At 55.6% G+C, this 17,011-nt stretch carries 13 protein-coding genes and 2 pseudogenes; 5 read left to right on the top strand and 10 right to left on the bottom strand.

Features of this window, described 5'->3' with window-relative positions; translation table 11 throughout:
- The 3 genes from repC to repA form a co-directional block, all read right to left on the bottom strand.
- Positions 1 to 1,209 carry a plasmid replication protein RepC gene (repC, locus tag AMK02_RS25235; protein ID WP_016737357.1) on the bottom strand — a complete coding sequence of 403 codons (1,209 nt, stop codon included), beginning with the start codon at positions 1,207 to 1,209 and terminating at the stop codon, positions 1 to 3.
- 155 nt (positions 1,210 to 1,364) lie between these two features.
- Complete coding sequence (gene repB / locus AMK02_RS25230) at positions 1,365 to 2,390, bottom strand: plasmid partitioning protein RepB (RefSeq protein ID WP_004672729.1); 1,026 nt, start codon at positions 2,388 to 2,390, stop codon at positions 1,365 to 1,367.
- Entirely contained in the window at positions 2,387 to 3,601 is a 1,215-nt protein-coding gene (gene repA / locus AMK02_RS25225) for a plasmid partitioning protein RepA (protein WP_008534005.1), read from the bottom strand. The genes repB and repA overlap by 4 nt, the downstream gene beginning before the upstream one ends.
- A 434-nt stretch (positions 3,602 to 4,035) precedes the next feature.
- Between repA and AMK02_RS30835 the strand changes: the two are divergent.
- The 3 genes and pseudogenes from AMK02_RS30835 to AMK02_RS32390 all read left to right on the top strand — a co-directional run bounded on the left by AMK02_RS30835 (position 4,036) and on the right by AMK02_RS32390 (position 6,104).
- A pseudogene (locus AMK02_RS30835) lies at positions 4,036 to 4,659 on the top strand (acyl-homoserine-lactone synthase).
- A 353-nt stretch (positions 4,660 to 5,012) separates the two neighbouring features.
- A pseudogene (locus AMK02_RS32395) lies at positions 5,013 to 5,468 on the top strand (alcohol dehydrogenase catalytic domain-containing protein); the annotation flags it as partial.
- Between the two features lie 105 nt (positions 5,469 to 5,573).
- The gene (locus AMK02_RS32390) at positions 5,574 to 6,104 is read left to right on the top strand and encodes a hypothetical protein (protein WP_016737355.1); all 531 of its coding nucleotides are present in this window, start codon (positions 5,574 to 5,576) and stop codon (positions 6,102 to 6,104) included.
- A gap of 6 nt (positions 6,105 to 6,110) precedes the next feature.
- Here the strand turns inward: AMK02_RS32390 and prs are convergent, their stop codons facing one another.
- The 7 genes from prs to AMK02_RS25185 form a co-directional block, all read right to left on the bottom strand.
- Entirely contained in the window at positions 6,111 to 7,052 is a 942-nt protein-coding gene (gene prs / locus AMK02_RS25215) for a ribose-phosphate diphosphokinase (protein WP_081278605.1), read from the bottom strand.
- A gap of 2 nt (positions 7,053 to 7,054) precedes the next feature.
- Positions 7,055 to 8,170, bottom strand: a complete 1,116-nt coding sequence (locus tag AMK02_RS25210; protein WP_004672715.1) for a nucleotidyltransferase family protein — start codon at positions 8,168 to 8,170, stop codon at positions 7,055 to 7,057.
- Between the two features lie 29 nt (positions 8,171 to 8,199).
- A complete protein-coding gene (locus tag AMK02_RS25205) occupies positions 8,200 to 8,529 on the bottom strand; it encodes a hypothetical protein (RefSeq protein WP_016737353.1) in 330 nt (109 codons plus the stop codon).
- 5 nt (positions 8,530 to 8,534) lie between these two features.
- The gene (locus tag AMK02_RS25200) at positions 8,535 to 9,029 is read right to left on the bottom strand and encodes a hypothetical protein (RefSeq protein ID WP_004672713.1); all 495 of its coding nucleotides are present in this window, start codon (positions 9,027 to 9,029) and stop codon (positions 8,535 to 8,537) included.
- Between the two features lie 33 nt (positions 9,030 to 9,062).
- Complete coding sequence (locus AMK02_RS25195) at positions 9,063 to 10,376, bottom strand: radical SAM/SPASM domain-containing protein (RefSeq protein WP_016737352.1); 1,314 nt, start codon at positions 10,374 to 10,376, stop codon at positions 9,063 to 9,065.
- 31 nt (positions 10,377 to 10,407) lie between these two features.
- Positions 10,408 to 10,962, bottom strand: coding sequence for an adenine phosphoribosyltransferase (locus tag AMK02_RS25190; RefSeq protein WP_004672710.1), 555 nt, complete (start codon positions 10,960 to 10,962; stop codon positions 10,408 to 10,410).
- 286 nt (positions 10,963 to 11,248) lie between these two features.
- The gene (locus AMK02_RS25185; RefSeq protein WP_018247122.1) at positions 11,249 to 11,704 is read right to left on the bottom strand and encodes a phasin; all 456 of its coding nucleotides are present in this window, start codon (positions 11,702 to 11,704) and stop codon (positions 11,249 to 11,251) included.
- A gap of 899 nt (positions 11,705 to 12,603) precedes the next feature.
- On the opposite strand from AMK02_RS25185, the gene AMK02_RS25180 reads away from it, so the two are divergent.
- Entirely contained in the window at positions 12,604 to 13,377 is a 774-nt protein-coding gene (locus AMK02_RS25180; RefSeq protein ID WP_004677031.1) for an aquaporin, read from the top strand.
- Between the two features lie 873 nt (positions 13,378 to 14,250).
- A complete protein-coding gene (gene nolL, locus AMK02_RS25175) occupies positions 14,251 to 15,363 on the top strand; it encodes a nodulation factor fucose acetyltransferase NolL (RefSeq protein ID WP_309506638.1) in 1,113 nt (370 codons plus the stop codon).
- The last annotated feature ends 1,648 nt before the right edge of the window (positions 15,364 to 17,011 follow it).

Below are 17,011 nucleotides of genomic sequence, written 5' to 3'. Positions count from 1 at the left end.
TTACCCAGCCCTCAAACCGCCTTGCCCGTTGGCCTTCAACAACGCCATTATCATCGGGCCAAGCGAGAATTCACCGCGCTCACTTCGGCGCGTTAGATCCCGCAGATAGCCTCCAGGAGAGTTGATGAAGTTAGCCCTTTCCAGGATGCACGCAATTGCCACCGCAGCATTCTCCGGTCCTAGCGCCTCGCAGGCATCCTGGTAGGCGGAAGGGCTTACCCCCAGCATAGATCGAACCACCACAGCGGCAGACATCAGATCTCGCCAGCTCCCCACGCCGCGCGGTGCATAGTCGCTGATCATCGGGCACGCCTTGAGCACCAATCCCAAGGGGAACGCCCTTTGCGATTCATTCTTCGGCTGATGGCTCAAGCTCGCCTTTGCCCCCTGCTCCTTTTCGGAGCGTGGTTCAGATTCATTTACGGATTCGGGTTTTGAATTCTGTATGTGCTGCTCGATATGAGCAGCATTGGTGCTAATTTTTTCAGCATTCTCGAGGTTTTCCAAACGATTAAGCACTTCCTCACGGAGCATCTCCATTTCATTGAGAACGCTAGTGACCCCTTCAAGGGTCGGAACGCGCGGAATTCTGCTCGCGAGCGCAATGTAGATGTCCTCGGTCGTCTTCCAATCGCCGTCGGCGCCCTCGACCATTGCAGCAGTAATAAGTTTGCGAACATCCCGCCGGCAAATTGTAAGGCTCTCTTTGGCTTTCCTGAGCGAGGCTCTCTCGGCCGCCACTCTTTGCGCCAACATCGCCAACTCTTCCGATCGCGCCAGGAGGGGCGACAGGTCGAAGCCAAAAGCATTCTCGATCTGGCCATCGTCGCCCTTGCGGGCGAAGCGCTTGCCATTGGCGCTATCCTTACGGGCGATCAACCCCGACTCCACCAGAATGGCAATATGCCGCCGCAACGTTGCGCCCGCCATTGCATGCGCCCGAAGCGCCAGTTGGGCATTCGAGGGGAAGACAATCAATTGTGCATCCTGACGCAACTCATTGTCAGGATAAAAACTCAAAAGTGCGTCAAGAACAGCCAGACTGTTCGACTGGATCTTGAGCAGTTCCATCGCGGCGGAAGCGTCTCTCAACACTTTCCACTTATCGGCAGCTTTTCCATGCTTGATTTCCATTGCCGCCTGGCGCCGCACGAGCGCAAGCGTCATTGGCCGCCGCCCGAACGGCGTCGCTACATTCCCCGACTGCATTGTCTCTCACCTTTCAGCAGGCAAAGGAAATTCGCTCACCAAAACGGCGCCAAAGACTCTTGACGAGGATTCGAGGAAATGCGATTCTGTTCTTGCTACAGAGACAGAAGGGCTTCCACGACGGCGACGTTGAGGGAGCTCTTTTCTTTTGCGGGTTACACTCCCTGTTTCCGTTGATGCTTTGCGCGATGCTCCTGGTAAAGCGCCGGCAAATGCTCGAGTACGAAAGCCGCGAAATCCGGCGTGGCTTTCCTGTCAATGGTAATTTCTAGCTTGCTCTTGCTCTGCGTGACCTGCGCAAGCCTGTCGCCATCGGGGGTCGACAGGACGTCTGGCAACCCGCGCGCAGTCCGACGCGGTTTCAGATGGTCGATCACTGCCTTGAACCGTTCCGACGACGGCAGCGCCTGCACCTCCTCCGAGGCAGCATATTTCGCAGCGCCTGCCGGAGGCGATGCTTTCTCAACCAGCTCTGCCAATTGCTGCCAACTTGGGCGTCCAACGCCTGGAGCGGCGCCGATGGCATCGATCAATTCAGAGGGGAGGGCGTCAACAAGCAGGAGCATCTTCGACAAGTTGCTTTTATCGATTGACATAGCCGCGATGACGATTTCTCGTGGAAACTGCTTGTTTAGCTTGTGTGCGAAACGTGCCTTTTCGATGAAGGTGAGGTCTTCGCGCTCATTGTTTTCCTGACCCTGTGCGACAACCAACTGCTCGTCCGTCAAGTCTCGAACAACCGCCTTGACCGGCAGCCCTAGCTCCGAAACGGCGCGCAGCCGGCGGTGTCCAAAGGCAACTTGGTAGTGCGCGGGTTTAACGGGATGAGGTCTCACAAGGATTGGGACCTGCTGTCCTTGCTCGCGGATGGATGCAAGAAGTCCTTCGATATCACCTTGCATGCGATCCTGAACGAAGGACGGCTCGATTGACGACGCGTTCAGTTCAACCACGGCCTGACCTTCGGCGAGACGCCGCTCGATCTCCTCGGCACGACCAAGACGATCATTTTGCTCGCGCAACGCGTTACCGATGTTTGCAGTCAGCTTCGTCGCTGGATCTCGTTCTTTTCTGGTCACGCCGAGAAGCGGCATGGAGCGAGTCTTTGCCGCTCTGTGTTCAGCAGCTGATGAGCTGTCGGGCGCGTCCGTGGTGACGTCAAGGAGGTGCTTCCGACTCATGTGGTTCTACCCCATGCTTTTTTGATTAGAGTTTCGATCTCGTCGTTGACGGCGTTCATCGCCTCTAAGGCCCGATCATAGGTCGAGCGCGTGAACTGTCCGCGCTCAACCTCAAAGAGGGTTTGATTCGTCAGGCCAGCGTCCGAAACGGCGGTCGTCTTGAGCATCGGAAAATTGAGGACATTTTCGCCGAAGATCGAACGCAGATAGCCCACCATCTGGTTCTGCGGGCCATCGCTCGGTTCAAAACGAGTGACGAGGTAGCGCATCCAATTGAACTTGAACTGGGCGCCTGCGTTCTCGATTTCCCGAAGGAGATTCGAGGTCATCGCCAGAAACTGGTTCATCGACATTACATCCAACATCTGGGGATGGACGGTGACGAGGATCGAGGTTGCGGCGGTCAGAGCTGAAAGCGTGAGATAGCCAAGTTGGGGAGGGCAATCGATAACGACGACATCGTAGTTGTCCGCGATGTCTTCGATGACCTGACTGATCCGACCGTAAAAAAGCGTGTCACCTTCCTTCCGGTTCATAAGCGCGCGCGGGGTATCGTGCTCGAACTCCATCAGTTCAAGATTGCCAGGAATTAGATGAAGATCCGGGATGTACGTTCCTCGGACAACCTGCTCGATTGGGACCTGCTCGTCATCATACCGGATGGCGCCATAGAGTGTTTCGTTCGGACCAACGTCAGTTTCTGGCTGACTGCCGAAGAGTGCGGAAAGGCTTGCTTGGGGATCAAGATCAATCGCGAGAATCCGGTAGCCACGCATTGCCAGGTACTGTGCCAGATGCGCGGCTGTCGTCGTCTTGCCCGAGCCGCCTTTGAAATTCATCACCGAGACGACTTGAAGCTGCTCCCCCGTGCGACGATGGGGCAGGTAGCGCCGGTTCCCGCGGCCAATCAGGTCCAGGTGCTTACGGATTGAATGAATATCTTCGATCGTGAACGTGCGTCGACCGCCAGGGCTCATACTAACGTGCAGTTCAGGCATTTCCGAAGCAGTTTGTCTAAGATAAGACTCACCGATGCCAAGCAATTTTGAGGCTTCTGACGGTGCAAAGGATCGAATGCCCTTTTCGGACGTCGGCGGGAAGACCTTGAGATGATGTGCTTGAAGTTGGCTGGAGAGAGCGTCAGCATGACGCTCCATCAATGCGGTCAACCCTTCGACGACCGGCGCTGTTTTTGCTGCGGTTTTCGCCATCTCAAAATCCATTTCCTGCAAGTGGCGGAACTTTTCGCGAAACCGCTAAAGTTCCGCCACTAGCTATTAGAGCCGATTCTGCATTTTGAGCAAGGGGTTTTAGGTTAACGAAAGGCTAACGTGGATAAACCCGGAACGTAGAGTAAATGGATTTTTCCGTTTATATCCTGCAGCTTAGCAAGACCGCGGTACCGATTGGTCATGGTGTGTTTTATTGTGAATCCTACAAATGTGCCCCGGCGATTTAGACGAAAAGCAGAAGACCTCGGCAAAGTCGGTGATCCCCTTGCCGCGACTCACTCGCACAAAACCGTAAGCATTCGACAACGGACGCCCGATTCCAATTCGTGCAGAGTTCCCGGCGCCTAACGGCGGCGGAGAAATTCATGCAGGTATTCGCGATCTCGACACCAAAAATTTACTACGAAGCGTAGCTGCTTCAGGACGATCATAGGCTACGTGCGAGGATCTTTTCCACTCGCACTTGGGATGTAGAAGTAGTCGACGAGTGCGAGGCAGATGGGGTTGACGCTCTCGCCCCGACTGCCATCCTGGATGTCACCGCGGCTGGACCACTTGCAGGATGTGCACGCGATTTGTCTGCGATGGGACCGACCATGCTGGTAGACGTATTTCCGTCTCTGCTCCCGAAGGGCCGCCTGAACGCCAATCCCCTGATGGTCTAGAGTTCTCGCTTTTGCGTCGACACCTCGAAGAGTGGAGGGGAGGGGAGGGGAGATGGTTCCGTTCACGAGGCAACGCTGACCTTGTTCGCCGGCATCGTAGAATGGTGCCTGGGAGGTGGTCTCAGCGAAGTCGTTGCGGTAACGGATATCAGGTTCGAGCGAACTCTTGCTAGCGTCGAATGGCCTCTCCCGCGCTTGGGGCAGCCAGAGAAGATCGTTGCCACCACCGCCATCGCAGGCACGCGTCCAGCAAACGCTGAGACCTTTCTGATGTTGCGGCCGCCCAACTACCGATCTAGTTGCCGTCATCCTTCTCGGTGCGACTCGGATTGTTGGTCTGTTCGGTTCGAACCGGTGCGCCACGAAGGATGAAGCTTTGGACGATGTGGCGATAGGCTCTTAGGAGGGTTCGCGCGGGCAGATGAGGGAAGGTGACATGGCATCTTCGCAGAGATGAGGATGCATCGAAGAACGGGCTGGTAAACCGCGGCTCGTGTTTGAGGCTGGTGGCATTGACGCGGCCCAAGCGCTCCACTCTACCTTCAATAGTTTCGTCGCTCCTTGCGCAAGGGAACACTTCTGCCGCTTGAAACGTCCTTTGCCTTTTGCGCCGACGATATCTCCGAGAAGCTTGTCAAGACCTAGGACATAAGCAAGCCCGCCAGCAAGGCACGTGATTTCATCAGCTTTCTGACTGCCGCCTGTGGTTGTTGGCTAGATTCTGGATGCAAGTAAGTGTACATATTAGGACAGTCGGTGTGTCGGGGAGCGAGAGGTCTCGTATGGAGGTTCGTGGACTCGTAATTACTTGCCCCCGCAAGGTTGAAGAATGGACATTGTCGGTTCCACTCGCCGTATCGTCCGAAGTCGGTGTGCAGATAGAGTTGTGTGGACTCTGCACACCGGAGCAACGCGTTTATCGGGGCGCCAAGCCGACTTACCCCTATTGGGGCGGGCACGAATTGTCAGGCACGATCGTGTCTCTGCCGGACGATGTACCGGATGGCCTGCGCGTAGGAGACCGCGTTGCGGTGCTTTTAATGCGCAGATGCGGCCAATGTCGTGCCTGCCGCCTCGGACTGGACAACCACTGTGCATATTTAAATCCTAAAGCGAGAGGAGGGGTGCCGCAGGGGCCGGGGGGATTGGCCAATTTTGTGGGCGTACCCGCCTATCAGGTTTTTTCCGTACCTTCCTTTTTGGCTCCCGAGCGTGCCGCGTTAGTTGAACCTGTCGCCTGCGTGGCACGGGGCATAAATAGGGCGCGTGCAAAGGCTGGAGACACTGTGGCCGTCATCGGCGGAGGCACGATGGGCCTTCTCCATTCGATACTTCTGACAACCAAAGGATGCGACGTTTACCTTTTCGATGACGACGTGGCAACGCATGGGCCTGTGATGTCGACCGGCGCCCATGCAACGGGGTCAGTTCATTCTCTGTCTGATCCGAAACTCGTCGAGAAATTAACGGATGGCTGGGGCTTCGACTGCATCTTTTGCACGCGCTTCGGTGTCAGAGGCATTCAGGGGGCCATAGCTGCGGCGTCACGCGGTGCCAGGATTGTACTCTACCAATCGATTCCGACGTCCGATTTGTTATCGGTAGGCGCTAACTTTCTGCATTACCGGGAAATTGAACTGATCGGCACCATAGCCCAAAGCGCGGACGACGTGAGAAATGCCATCCGAACCATCGTTGAACACGCCGCACGCTTCGACGTGCTGCAGGTCAATCTTTGGCCCTCGTCAAACGCCCAAGAGGCATTCGAGCAGGCGCTCGATCCACGTGTTAATCGCGTGATGCTAGATTTCAGGTAATGCTTCTCAGCGTGCCTGCAGCGCGCCTGCAATTTCGTTGCCGATCGAGACTACTTCGACACTGTCGGGGAAATTGTCGGTACGTCCGACGCTGTCGGTCACAACGATGCGGTCGATCTGAGACCGTCCCCAGTTTTCGTTCAGCGACGGCGTGAATATGGCATGGGCTGCGGCAAGGGTTATCTTGCGAGCGCCTGCCGCTTTGAGATGTGCGGCGGCTGAAAAAGCCGTCTGACCACTGTTGATTTCGTCGTCAATCAGGATGATCGTCCGGCCAGCAACGTCCCCCAGAATCTCGACGCTCTCCCGAAAGTCATCATCGTCTCTGCGGTGCTTGCGCATGACAGCGAATGGGCAGCCGAGCAGGGCCGCCAAGTGCTCAGCTCGCTTCGCTCCGCCGAAGTCCGGTGAAACGACCATGTCGCCATCGACGGCCGCAGAACCGAGATGGCGAACTAGGGCGGGAGCGAACTGAAGATTGACGACAGGACAGGCAAATGCGGCGCACAGCTGAGGAACATGGAGTTCGAAAGTTATCAGCCGATCTATACCAAGCGTTTCGATAATCCCCGCAAGGATTCGCACCGGTACAGGTCCGCCGTCGAAGGCAGGGCGATCCGAACGCGAATATGGGAGGTAGGGAAGAACAGCGGTAATCGTGCGGGGACCCCGCGCCCGCACGGCACCAAGCGCTAGGAACAACTCGAAAAGACGATCATGAACGCTGTCAGGAAATGTTTGCACGACCACCACATCTCCGCCAAGCCCGCCGTCGCGCGGAGTGACAGCCATCTGGCCATTGCTGAACACCTGCGTGTTTAGGATCGTTATTCCTGACCGCGTGAGGGCCCGATGGACTGTTGACGCAAACTTTGCAGAGGTTTCGGTTGCTGCGATACGAAGGTCGTTCGCCGCAGGATCTGTACGATATGGTGACTCGGGCGCCATATTTACGCCAGCTCAAGATCGTTAACAGTGGGAATAGACAGCAGTTTGGGCAACACGTCGCCCCAATCATGTTGAAGTGGTACCTCGGTTTGATCAGGTCGAATGAGCTCTAGGAACTCGGACGGTATGTCTATCCCACAGATGCGCTTCATCTGCGTCAGGACGAAATATAACGCCGGCCTCATCTCGTATTTGTAACCTATCGCAGCGACCTCCGCCCAGCTAATATTCGCCATTTCTTTGTGTAGAACCGCATGAAGATCGCCGAACATCAATAGTCGAAGCGAATTATAAAGGAAGGCCTCGTGATAAAGCCTGGCCGAAAGGAACCAGACGGCGCCAGTCGCGGATTGGACCTGCAATATGCGGCCTAGACCGTTTGCAAGACGCACGCCTGACCATATGTCTTCGACATCGATGCCGACGGAGAGATTTACATGCATATCAATGAAGATGGGCATGTGCAGCTTCTTCGCGGAATCGATGTATCCCTTTACGTGGCGGTAGCGCAGCTGGCGTGGCACCGCGGGACCAGGGAACGGAGATTCAACGGATTCTATCCTTACAAACACCGGCAAGGAATAGCTTTCGCGGAAGGTTTCGTCATCGAGTTCCTTTCGTTCTGGATGCCAGTTGCCATTTGAAGGGTCGAAAATACCGTGCCGGTAGCCGAGATCGAACATGAGCCGCTGCACGCGCTGCGCGTCAGCGGGCTTGACCATGATGTCGAGATCGGTCATCGGCCGTAGGAGTGGATCGGGATAGTGGAGAAGCGCGAGATCTGGTCCCTTCACCAGGAACCAGGCGATGCCGGCCCGATCCAGCGCATCCATGATTTCTGGCAGATTGCGAAATTCGAGTGCGGACCTGACCTTTGACATGACAGTCCAGCACTGAACGTAATGCGCCGCCTCAGTGGGCAATAGTGTCAACAAATCGAGGCGGCGCAAGTGATTCTCAAGCAGCGGCACCGTCCGATTATGCTCGGCGCGCCATACCACATAGGGCCAGTTGACAGGCTCCTTGCAGAGACGGACCAAACGCTCTTCATCCTCGGGTCGTAGGTAGGCCCGGCAGGTGATCAGCAAAATAGAGTCTTCTGGTGACAACCGAAGCATCGCGGAGACTCCTGATACGGCTGCGTGATTTATTTCGAACTTTCCGAGCTGCTGAATTCGGCTAGTGTCTGCCTCAGGTCGGCGAACTGTTGTTCGAAGGAAGCGAAACTCTGGTCGACGTTTTGTCCAAGCAACTGTTCAAGGCTGAGCGTTTCTTCAGCGCGTTCCTCTTGTCCAGACATAAGCTTGTAAACCGAACTTACCGGCAGCAATCGCGACAAGAGTTCACCACCGCGGCCCGTCTGGGCGCTGTCCCGAATTTGCCGGATGCAACTTTCGGCAAGCAATCCGTCAATCACGATTACCAGCTTGCCATCCTCTTCGTCAACGGCGTAGCCAAACAGTCGGGAACTAGCCATTGCCGCTACCTCTGAACCTTCTTGAGGTCTTCCACTTCACTGCGTATCTGCAGCAATTGTGCCTGAGCCGAGAGAAGTTTGGCGAATGCGGCGGTAACCGCCTTTGCCGATTGTGTGTCGGAACCAGTCATCCTAACCGGTCCTCGCCCAATGCGGCGTCCTACAAGACCTGAATCGGCGGCGCGCGGCCAATTGGCTTTGCCAAATTTCTTCGAGGCGGTTATATCAACGTAGTAGTCTTGTAGTTCGCCGTTAGCAGCGAGTGAGCCGGATTTCGACCGTTGCGATCTGCGTGACACCTTTAGCGATTGCTCTAATTTTACAAGGCCAGCCGTCAATTGCTGAGCTTGGTCATCCAAACCCGCCTGCAGCCGGGCGAGTCCTTCCGCGAGACGAGAAATCACCTGGGCTTGCTGGGCGGCTGCTTTGTTGCCGGATCGTATCGCGTTGTTCGCAAGTGTGTGCGCCACACCCGCCGCACCTCGGAAAGCTCTGCTCATCCCCAATCCTCCACGTTATTTTTGTTGACCTGGTTAAATTACGTCGTCGACACAGCAATTATTACGTCGCGCCTCCTGCGTTAGTGAGTGTTGCGCAGCAGCCGCGATTTCCTCCGAGAAGTTATAGACAGGAGCTTCGGCGGCGGGCCGACGCTCTTTCGCTATAACTCCGCGGCGGTAGGTGGAATCTTTCGTCGGGTCCACCAGGGCGTACTCCGGAAAACCTCCGTTATTGTAAAGTTCCTGGCACAGCGGATAGGGCGCGTCCTTTTCACCATAGTGCGACCAGCTACTCATCTTGCAGACGCCGCGACAGACTGGATAAAACACGCAGTTGCCGCAGACGCCCTTAACCTCGCCACTCACCACCTCGCGTAGCTCATGGAAGAACGGGCTGTTGCGCCAGATTTCCATCAAGGGCATTTCGAAGGCATTGCCGGCGATCATTTCCGGATCATCGTAGGAGGCACTGCACATCGAAACTTGTCCGTTCGACAGTATGCCCAGTACGTTGTCGCCCCAACCGCAAGTATGCACGCCGTTCAGATACTTGAGAGGCATCAGAGCCGGCGGCAGAGTCATGTATGCAGCGCCACTCTCAAAATGGGGAGATTTCAAAAGATCGCCTATCAGTAGCTTGCATTCCTCCAAGCTTATCGCATTGTCCTCATGGCTGCGCGCGTTGCCCATCGGATGTATGTTGAGCAGCGTCCGATGCTTCTTGATGCCCCAGCCGAGCACCAAATCTATAATCGAAATCACCTTGTCATAGTTGTTGCGATAGGCAGTCGTCGTTACCACCGTAGAGATGTCAGTTTTTCCAAGCCGCTGCAGGACAATCGCAGTCTTGGCGAACGCACCCGATTTTGCTCTGAAAGCGTCGTGCGCCTCTGGGTCGAAATGGTCGAGGCTGATGAAGACCGTCAAATTGGGGAGCCTACTTAGCTGCTCGATCGTGAACTCGTCAAAGAGGGTTCCATTCGTCTCGAAAACCAGCTCCTTCAGCCCACAGGATGCGAGATATTCCATGACTGCCATGAATTCCTTGTGAACCATCGGTTCACCCCCGGAAACCTTAACCTTGCGCAGCCCATTGGGTAGTGCTTGCTCGATCAGTCCTTGGATCGCCTCCAGGTTGAAATCAATGCCCTTGGCCTTGGGCCCGACGCCTGCGATATAACAGTGGTGGCATCCCAAATTGCACTTGCGGGTTAGAAACAGATAGATCGTTTTAATTTCGTTTTCCGAGACGACTCGTTTCGAAAGTTCACTTGTGACGAGGGCCTGTAGCGTCTGACTGGCTACATGCACGTCCTGCGGTGTCGAAAGCCAATCAGGGGTATTCATGCGCTTGCCTCCTTACGTCTATGTTGCTGCGCTAGCACGTCATCGCACTGATCACTGGTGCGTCGTCCAATTGACGCCTGCCTTTCAAAACTTCGATTTCGAGTATGAATGCGTATCCGGCGATCTCTCCGCCTTGGGACTTGACAAAATTCCCAGTCGCCCGAGCAGTGCCACCCGTCGCTAGAAGGTCATCAGCAATCAGGCATCGCAGGCCGTCACCGATGAGGCCGGCAGTTACCTCCAGGGTTCCGGAGCAGTATTCACAGCTGTATTCAAATGAGAGGACGTCCCCCGGCAGTTTACCGGGTTTCCTTACCATGATGAAACCGCAACCGAGCCTATCAGCCAATGAGGCGCCCAAGATGAAACCACGCGCATCAACCGCCAAAATGGCATCGATTTCTGTTCCCGACACTTGGCTTGCGACGGTAGAAACGACTTCGCCCAATGCACCTCTACCAGCCAGCATAGGCGCTATATCCTTGAACAAGATCCCGCCTATCGGAAAGTTAGGAAATTCTCGTAATGCTTCTACACCGGATTGGTTAATCCGTGACGCCCCGCTATTTGGAACAGCTACAATCATTTTACTATCCCCCACATGTAACCATCTAAGAGCCTCGTAAGGTGCGATGGCCTCGCGCACTTTGTGGCCAGCCACCAGATGAGGCCCTGGCAAGCTTATCTGCGGCGGCCGCCGCCGCGCCTACCACGTTCCTCCGGGCCGGCACGGGTCCGCTCTCTGACCAGATCACGCCGGAATTCGCCAGCGCCGCGAACAGATGAAACATCAGTCGGCCGCATAATGTTGTCTCCTCGAAAGCGGCTCCGATCATGATTCGTCCAGCCCTGATCTTAGTGCCGAGTCAACTTTACGTCGCTTTGGGGTTCGTCAGGACCTTGTCAAAAGCATCCTTGACCGGCTTTGAGATTTCCTCCACCGCCCTGCTTGAGAGCTCCCGGACTTCCTTGGCGTGCTGCAAACTTGTCTCAACGCGCTTGCGGAAAAAGGTCGACTGCTGTTCGAGGATCTGCGACGGCGAATTCGCGCCCAGCAAAGCTTGCAAATGTGAGAAGCCGGCCTCGGCGTCGGCTTGCAGTGCAGCGATCGTCTTCCACCACAATTCGTTGCCGAATAGACTTGTCGTTTCGAGGATCGGAGGCAGCATTTTCTGTGTCGCTTCAGCGCCGGACGCAAATTTCAAAAGAGCCTCTGTCACCTGCTTGTTCCCCTTTTCAACAGATGCGCCGAACTGATCTGGCACCTTGAGCGGCGATGACCCCGGGTTTTCGATCGTTTCAAATGATCTTTCGGAAATCTTGGTCATTGCATTTTCCTTCTCTTTGAGTTGGTTGCAAGCTGTGACATCGGGATTGACCCCTTCCGCCGGCGGACTATGCATGGCCGCTTGGTAGAACGCGGATCCGATGACGAACGGTCAGGTGGCCTCCGTTCCGTTCGTTTCATGAACCGGCATAATGCAGACTGCTTTCTGCCGCTTGTAACCAGGGATCAGCAAACACCATGCCAACTGCTCCGACGCGCCAAGAAGATGATTTTCTTTTATCAATGGGCGGGTTGAGGGCAGGTTGATGTGTATTTGACGGAGAGACCGGCGAACAAAACGTTCCAATCACGACAAACCTGACAAAAGTGGCGGATGCCCGACATTTGCGAGAAATGTCGACGGTTGCGCTGGGGACAAGGGAATTCACGTGGACTTCAAATCGCGCCAAGGATCATGTGCCTGTTCGTGGCTAAGGGGCGTTACTCGACTTCTCGTGAACGTCCCTGGCGGTCTTATCAACCCTTGTCCTGGTTCCTGCTTTGCACCACCTTCCGCTTGGAGCCATGAAGAGGGTCGTTGTTTCGATAATTTGAGGATGGGCTGCTTGGCGATTTGTTCGTAGCCCAGCTCGGGTCCATACGTCTCGGTACGGTTCGCCTGCCTATCCTGTTCACGGCACTTTCGAACATAAGACCGAACGTCATCAGAGCGATCGCTGTGATGCGCAACATATTTCATTTGGTACGACGTTTGCTGGTGATCGGTGACGCTGGTTGACCATAGGCTCTGATGCCGATCTCGTCGGACAAGGACGCAATTGAAGTCAACTACGGAGGTTTTCGGGACCTGACACGATGATTGGTTCGGTGCATGCGGAACGCTTGGCGGCACGAGGATGACACCGAAAAGTACGTGGGGTCAAATCAATGGAGTGAAAAATGAAAAAGTATGTTTGCGAATTCTTCGGGACCTTCACACTTGTCTTCCTCGGCTGCGGCACATTGCTTTATATGCGTCAAGAGGTGGGCCTGTTGGGTGTCGCTTTAGCCTTCGGGACGACCGTGGTTGCAATGGCCTACACGATTGGCCCAGTCTCGGGCGCGCATCTCAATCCGGCGGTCAGCCTGGGTTTCCTCGTGTCGCGCCGATTGAGAGTGTGGGACTTTCTCGCGTATGTCTCCGCCCAATGTGCAGGAGCTATCGCGGCGGCAGGCACGCTCTACCTTATCGCTATGAACAAGGTCGGCGGTTACGATATCACCCTAGAAGGTTTCGCCCAAACCGGCTGGGTAGTCTACGGATGGAGAGCTGCGTTCCTATTCGAGTTTATCGCCACGTTCCTGTTCGTAACTGTATTCCTCAAATGCACGGCTGGACGCGGCGCTGTTGCACGATTGGCGATTGGACTTGCCTTAGTTGCGATCCACCTTGGCGGTATCACCGTTTCGGGTTCTTCTGTGAATCCAGCACGATCGATCGGCCCAGCACTTTTCGCAGGAGGGGCGGCACTCTCTCAACTCTGGCTTTATATATGTGCGCCAATGCTCGGCGCTATTGCGGCCGGCCTTCTTCAGCTCAGGGGGATCGTCGCGTCAAGCGAGCCGCAAAGTCTGCGCCAATTTGAATCGCGCGAAATGACCAGCGACATATCCAGCCCGGTTTCATTCTTTCGCCACCGAAGGAGAGGTATCCCAAAAAGGGAAAGCCACTGATCGAGGAGGGGGTCTCGACCTTGACAGGGGAGCGCATCCCCAGACACTGGCCGTTGCATCCCGCATATCTTGACGCTTACTCCGATCTTCCTACGGATTGGGACCACGGTCGTCTCTGACGTATCGACAAACGTCGCATACGGATCGACAATGGCAGCCCAACGTCCAGCTATCATTGGCGGCGATCCAAAACGGCGGCGATCGCGGCCAAAGCCTCGTGTATCGCGATACTCACCGACCTTCCGCTCAAGGTTGTCAAGGGTCCGCGATACTCATCCATACCGCAGATGCGTGTCATTAGGAGCATGAATTTTACAATGGTGAGGCTGCCATATAGGACACGTTGGGCGGCGGATCTAATGGAGCAAATCTCCAGCGTCTGGGGGGTTGCGCTGGGGTGCCGATCCACACCCAAGCGCCGGTAGGTGATAGACGATACCCACAGCGGCTAGGAGCCATTGAATCGGCAATATGTTCTTTTGATACGGTGTCGCGCAAGTTTGGCATGGAGAATCATATGCAATCGCAACAATAGCCGAGTGCAGAGTCAAGCAGCGCTACTTGCATACGCGCAAATGTCCGTTAGAAGATTTCGACGACGTGGCAGCCCAAGCAGTTGCGCGGCAGCGAGTTTAGGCGGGGCGTACGTTGCGGCGAAAAACAGCCAATGGACACGCCGAAAACGGCTACTGGGCCTAAGTCGCCACGGTCGCCCTGTGAACTTGGAACCCAGGCAAATTGTATGACCGTTGGCCGTCGTTCAGCATGCCGAAGTCGGAGCGCTGATCGGAAGCTGGATTAGCCTGCATGATGAACGAGAGGTTGGAAAATGCCGCTTTCAAAGGCTCCCGTAGGCATCGTGAGATGTTGAGAATGCGAGCAAGAATTGTAGGTGGAAAGACAGTGCCTGAGGCGCCAGAGGCCGACGATCGCGATCTAGCTTTAGACTTCGCCAAAGGAATACTCATTGTCTTGGTGATTTTCGGTCACCTGATACAATATATCTTTTACGAGGGTGATGGCTTCTGGGATTCGGCATGCTTCAAATCGATCTACATGTTTCACATGCCTCTCTTTATGGCGATAAGCGGATATCTCTCTAGATCAGGGCTACTAGGCAAATCGTTCAGGCAAGCCATCGGTGATCGCGCGCTGCAGCTCCTGGTGCCGACGCTGTTCTGGTGCACCCTTTTGGAGGCAGTCAAATTGCTCATGTTTCCCCGGCCGCCGGACGCACCTGGCAACCTGTTGCAATTCATGCACGATTTCGTCGGCACATACTGGTTCATCTGGGCTGCGTTTGCTTCTTTTCTTTTGGTCAAACTTATTTCGATCTTCAACTCCGGGTCGGCACGCTCTTTGCTTGTCTCATCCATACTGGTCGCAGTTGCCCCCGTGACGTTTTCTATATTCCCTCTCATAAAGTACACCTATCCCTTTTTCTGCATGGGATTTTCATTTGCGCAGTCGAGAGATTGGTGGACGAGCATAATGCGGTATCATAAGCCACTCCTGATGATGTCCGCCTCTATCGCGGCTAGCTTGTGCTTCATGGCGTGGCGCGAGGACACCTATGTCTACAACAATCTCGCCTTAATCCAGGATCTGCAGTCGGCAAAAGATATCCTTCTGATGTTTTTTGGCTCGACAGTGGCCTCTGCAGTGATGATCGAGATTCTGCTTCAATCCTGGAAAATTGGACGCTCGAACCGGGTGGTTCGCTTTATCGCCGTGGAAGTGGGGCAGAGCACGCTCGTGTTGTACCTGGTGCAGGCTACGGTATTCCGTCTCATGGATTTGATACAATACGGAGAACAATGGGCTCCCACAATGAGGTCTGGCGCGGCGGGAATTCTCGGGACGATGATCATTGCCGTAGCACTAGCAGTTCGCTGGAGCGTGCGCGACATTCCCTATCTGTCCCAGCTCATGCTTGGAACGCCACCCCGCCTCGTTCGTTTGCCGAGCAATCCTGCGAATAACTAGCGGTGTTCAATTCTCAACCTAAACTTCGTCAGCAAGCAAGCATGCCAAGGCACGCGTTAAGGGGCCCATTTTTAAAGGATCCTTTTGCACGAAGATCGGCTGAGGTCCGACTGATGTGCCAATCACGTATCGAGAATCCGCAAACCCCTCGCGCCCAATGCTCCGCGACGACGCGGGCGCTTGACCCCCAGGGTATCGACTCCACCCTCTTTGAGGTTGCCAAAGATTCGGTTTGCTTCGCACTTGTTTGGGGTCCGCTTGCCGCCAGGTTCCGTTGTCCCTGCTAAAATCGCGAGCGTTCGCTAAGGTACCAGAAACGCTTTTCCGGCCTGTGCTAAGCAATGACCGGAAACAGCGAGTATCGCCTCAGCGGTCACACCGAGGCAGCACTGCTCCATGACGGCCGCTGCCACAGTCATCCTCTTGCCGGCGCCGACGGTACCGGCCAGCTAGGTCGTGCCGGCAGCATGATCCCCCGGGTGCCGTGTTCTGGTGCGGATAGAGAGTGAACGCGGCCGACGCACGCCGGCAACTTAAGATACACGCCGCCGAGGCGCCCAGGGGCTGGTTGTTGAAACGGTCCTAAAACCTTGCGGCCGGTCGATCCGGTGGGCATCGGACCAGGACCCGGCCCTGAAGGGCCATCTGATCTTCGTGAGCTTCCCCTTTGCCGGCTACGTCTAACAGCCGTTCACTGTGGAAATTCAGAGCGTTGTTGAGCTGTCGCCGGCGTCGCGGGGGCCTATGCCGCATTCCATTTGCCCGCGGCATTCCCCCAAATGACGGCGCTAACTGTCGAGGAAGGGAGCTCCAGCCAGTGATGCATGCGGGTCTCGGAGTCCATCACTGGGAGGCGCTGTGATCGCCAAGCAAAGAAGATCGACCGGCTGCACCTCGGCAAGCGGCCGGACATTGCGCCCAATCCGCGAATTGAGAGCGGAGCGGCTTCGGCGGGTGTCATTTGTTGCTGACGTGGCCGGAGAATAGGCTTCCGCCGCTGCACCGGGATGCCATTTCTTCGATCCCCACCGCGTCTTGTCCGGTTCACGACAACGTTGTCCTCGATCAATTCTTCATGGGCTAGCTAAGAAGCTGGAAACAATACAGATGCCGTGTTCCGAACCTCAGCGGAGGAGACTGGCATGAGTCTTGAACTCCCAGAACTACGCGGCGGGCAATCGCCTGGTGGAACGTGTGGCGTCCGGTCGAAGTCGATTTGAACCTTGAAGGGAAAATACATGGCAGGTCTGCATCAGTTCGCACGGAAAAGGGGGTATCGGCAAGTACACGGCCTCTCAAGATACTCTCACTGTCCTTGTCGACCTCGAAAAGCTGATTCCACCCCCCGCCTGATCCTCAATTCGAAAGCCCGAGACACGGTTTTACACCTGGCGGCGAATAGGTTGGTTGAGGGTGGAGTTCGCGGCGAAACCTACCGCCACTGGACTATCGCGACGGGAATCTCGCTTGTGAAGCGCTTTTCGTCAAGCCCGCCAGCGTTGCCCGCCGCTTGCCGTTGTTGTTGCGGCCGCCCCGTTTCGAGGGGCCATGTCATTCGTCCGGGCCAAGTTGCGTCGCCACAGGTCCCATCTGCCGCACCATTTTAAGGGATGGTGTTACCGGAAGCGGGTGTGGCCCTTAGTCAAAC

This window comes from Rhizobium sp. N731, from assembly GCF_001664145.1.
Lineage (GTDB): Bacteria > Pseudomonadota > Alphaproteobacteria > Rhizobiales > Rhizobiaceae > Rhizobium > Rhizobium esperanzae.
This window is presented reverse-complemented; position numbering and strand designations above follow the sequence as displayed.